Origin of the sequence: Neomegalonema perideroedes DSM 15528 (assembly GCF_000374145.1) — a bacterium.
Taxonomy (GTDB): domain Bacteria; phylum Pseudomonadota; class Alphaproteobacteria; order Rhodobacterales; family Rhodobacteraceae; genus Neomegalonema; species Neomegalonema perideroedes.
The window spans coordinates 1-3,697 of sequence record NZ_KB893660.1; the positions used below are offsets into that span (position 1 = coordinate 1).

Annotated in this window: 4 protein-coding genes; all 4 read left to right on the forward strand. The window is 65.6% G+C overall.

The window, feature by feature from the left end; translation table 11 throughout:
- Positions 1–66: 66 nt before the first annotated feature.
- Positions 67–963, forward strand: a complete 897-nt coding sequence (locus B161_RS0113045; protein WP_026310416.1) for a branched-chain amino acid ABC transporter permease — start codon at positions 67–69, stop codon at positions 961–963.
- Between the two features lie 3 nt (positions 964–966).
- On the forward strand, positions 967–2,052 hold the full coding sequence (locus B161_RS0113050) for a branched-chain amino acid ABC transporter permease (RefSeq protein WP_018633880.1): 1,086 nt from the start codon (positions 967–969) through the stop codon (positions 2,050–2,052).
- 14 nt (positions 2,053–2,066) lie between these two features.
- Positions 2,067–3,398, forward strand: coding sequence for an ABC transporter substrate-binding protein (locus tag B161_RS0113055; RefSeq protein ID WP_018633881.1), 1,332 nt, complete (start codon positions 2,067–2,069; stop codon positions 3,396–3,398).
- 25 nt (positions 3,399–3,423) lie between these two features.
- Positions 3,424–3,697, forward strand: a 274-nt coding sequence (locus B161_RS18035; RefSeq protein ID WP_040790057.1) for an ATP-binding cassette domain-containing protein, incomplete at its 3' end; no start/stop codon positions are given.

A 3,697-nucleotide genomic window follows, 5' to 3' on the forward strand; every position in this document is an offset into this window, starting at 1 on the left:
CCCCGCCGTCATCCGGGCCTATATCGGCGCCGCCGAAGAGGATCCGTCCCAAGAGGAGGCCGCATGATGGATGGGTATGAAGTCCTTTTCTTCTTTGAAGTTCTGGTCGGCGGCCTTCTGGCGGGTCTGATGTATTCGCTCGTCGCCATCGGCTTCGTGCTGATCTACAAGACTTCCGGCGTGCTGAACTTCGCGCAAGGCGCCATGCTGCTTTTCGCGGCCCTGACCTTCGTCAGCCTCGTCAATTACGGCGCGCCTTTCCTGCTGGCCTTCGCCGCGACCTTCGCGATCATGATCGGCCTCGGCTTCGCCATTGAAAGGACGGTGCTGCGGCCTCTGGTCAATCGTCCGCCGATCACGCTCTTCATGGCCACGCTCGGCCTCGCCTACGTCATCGAGGGCGCGGCGCAATTGCTCTGGGGCACGCAGGTCCGCCGCCTTGATCTCGGGATCAGCGACAAGCCCATGGAGATCGCCGGATTGCTGATCTCCAGCTTCGACCTCGTGGCGGCGGCGGTCGCTTTCGGACTGGTGGCGGCGCTCGGGGCCTTCTTCACCCGCACCCGGATCGGACTCGCCTTCCGCGCCGTGGCCGACGACCAATTCGCCGCTCTGGCGGTGGGGCTGAGGCTGCCGCGCATCTGGGCGACGGTCTGGGCGGCGGCGGGCTTCGTGGCTCTGGTGGCGGGATTGCTCTGGGGCGCGCGGCTGGGGGTGCAGTTCTCGCTCTCGATCATCGTGCTGAAGGCGCTTCCGGTGCTGCTGCTCGGCGGCTTCGACTCCATCCTCGGGGCGGTGGTCGGAGGACTCATCATCGGCGCGAGCGAGAAATTGGCCGAGGTCTATCTTGGGCCTTACGTCGGCGGCGGGATTGAGAGCTGGTTCGCCTATGTGGTGGCTCTGCTCTTTCTGCTGGCGCGTCCCTCCGGCCTCTTCGGCCAGAAGATCGTCGAGAGGGTTTGAGCCATGACGACCATCCTCGCTCTCCCCGAGACCTCCCGCCGGATCCTCCCGCGCCCTTCGGCCGCGCTGATCTGGTCGGCTCTGGTTCTGGCGGTCGCTTATGTGGCCGTGCCGCTCTTCGCCTCGCGCTATGTGATCGAGGCGCTGCTCTTGCCCTTCCTCGCGCTGAGTCTCGCCGCCGTGGGACTGAACCTTCTCACGGGCTACGCCGGACAACTCTCGCTCGGTTCGGCGGCCTTCATGGCGGTGGGCGCCTTCGCGGCCTATAACTTCAATCTGCGGCTGGGCTTTCTGCCTCTGCCCGTGAGCTTCGTCCTCGCGGGGCTGACGGCGGCTTTAGTGGGGGTGGTCTTCGGCCTGCCGAGCCTCAGGCTGAGGGGCTTTTATCTCGCGGTGTCGACTCTGGCGGCGCAATTCTTCGTTCAATGGGCGCTGAGCAAATTCGGCTGGTTCTCGAACAACAACCCCTCGGGCGTGATCTCGGTTCCTAAGCTTCAGCTGGCGGGCTTCTCCCTCGACACGCCGACGGGGCGCTATCTCTTCTCCCTGACCATCGTGACTCTGCTGAGCTTCTTCGTCTGGCGCCTGACGCGCAGCGCCTCGGGACGCGCCTTCCTCGCCGTGCGCGACGGAGAAACCGCCGCCAAAGCCATCGGCGTTCCCGTCCCGCAGACCAAGCTTCTGGCCTTCGCGGTCTCCTCCTTCGTGATCGGCGTGGCGGGGGCGCTCTGGGCCTTCACTTATCTGCGCACCGTGGAGCCCGCGGGCTTCAACCTCGACCGCTCTTTTCAGATCCTCTTCATGATCATCATCGGCGGTCTGGCGACGATCCGCGGGGCCTTCCTCGGGGCGGCCTTCATCGTGGTCTTTCCGCTGCTGCTGGCCCGCGCAGGCGCCTTTCTCCTCGGCGGAATCTTCGACTCCGGCGTGCTCGACATGACCCAAAGGATTGTGATCGGCGCTCTGGTGATCCTCTTCCTCATCGCGGAGCCCAAGGGTCTGGCGGCCCTCTTCGACCGGATCGGCGCGAGATTGAGCGCGACCGCCGCCCGACTCATCGGCTCCTCCTCCCCCTCTCCTCGTTCCTGATCGGAGCTTCGGACATGTCCTTCTTTAAATTCACGAAATCCGCGAGCCTCGCCGCTCTGCTGGCCCTGAGCGCCTTCCCGGCCTTCGCCGACGAGCAGCATTTCCCCCTTCAGAGCTATCGCGTTGGGCCTTACGCCTCGGGCGGGACGGGCTTCTTCGGCGGCTTCATCGATTATCTCAATCTGCTCAACGATCGCGACGGCGGCGTCAACGGCGTCAAGCTGACCTGGAGCGAGGGCGAGACGCAATATGAAGTCGAGCGCGGGCTGGAGGTCTATGAGCGGCTGAAGAGCGCGCCCGGAATCGCGGCCTGGAATCCGCTCTCGGTGGGCATCGCCTACGCCATGCTCGACCGCGTGGCCGAAGACCGCACGCCGCTCATCACGCTGAACCACGGCCGCACCGACACCACCGACGGCCGCGTCTTCCCCTATGTCTTCCCGCTGTTGCTGAACCCCTATAGCGAAAGCTCGGGCATCGTGAACTACATCGCCGAGCGCTCGGGCGGCCATGACAAGCTGAAGGATCTCAAGATCGCGGTGCTCTATCACGGCTCGCCCTATGGCCGCGAGACCATCCCGATCTACGAGCTTCTCGCCGAGAAATACGGCTTCGAGTTGTCGCAGATCGAGGTCGCCCATCCGGGCAACGAGCAGCAAGCCCAATGGCAGACCATCCGCCGTCAGCGCCCAGATTTCGTCGTGCTGCGCGGCTGGGGCGTGATGAATCCGGTGGCTCTGACCACCGCCCAGCGCACCGGCTTCCCGGCGGATAAGATCATCGGCAACGTCTGGTCCAATTCCGAGGAGGACGTCCTCCCCGCCGGAGAGGCCGCCAAGGGCTACACCGCCATCGTCTCGGTGAGCGCCGGAACCGAGGCCCCCGTGATTCAGGAAGTGACGGAAAAGGTCTATGGCGCGGGCAAGGGCGATCTCGCCGACAAGACCCGCATCGGCTCGGTCTATCATAATCTCGGCGTGGTCAACGGCATCCTCAACACCGAGGCGCTGCGCATCGCGCAGGAGCGTTTCGGCAAGCGCGCCCTGACCGGCGACGAAGTCCGCTGGGGCTTCGAGCATCTCCAGTTGTCGCCGGAGCGCGTCAAGGAGCTGGGCGCCGAAGGGCTCTTCCACTCGATCAACGTCACTTGGGACAATCATGAAGGCGAGGGCCTCGTGGCCTTCCAGCAATGGGACGGGACGAAGTGGAGCCGCATCTCCGACTGGATCGCGCCGGACTGGGCCTTGCTGCGGCCGATCATCGAAGCCTCCTCCGAGGCCTACGCCGCCGAGCAGGGGCTGAAGCTCCGCACCGCCGAGGATGTGGACAAGGTCGCCACCGACTGAGCCGCCCCTGAAACGGAGATCTCCCATGACGAAGCTTCCTGAAGCTCTGCTCTCGGTTCGGAGCGTCTCGGCGGCCTATGGCGGCGCGGTGGCGGCTCTGCATGACGTGGACCTCGATCTGCGCCGGGGCGAGATCCTCGCGCTGCTCGGCTCCAACGGCGCGGGCAAGACGACCCTGCTCAAGGCGGTCTCCAACCTCCTGCCCGCCGAGCGCGGCGCGCTCACGGGCGGAGAGATCCGCTTCGAGGGGCGGGACGTCTCCGAGCGCTCGCCCGCCGATCTGGTGCGGGCGGGGCTGG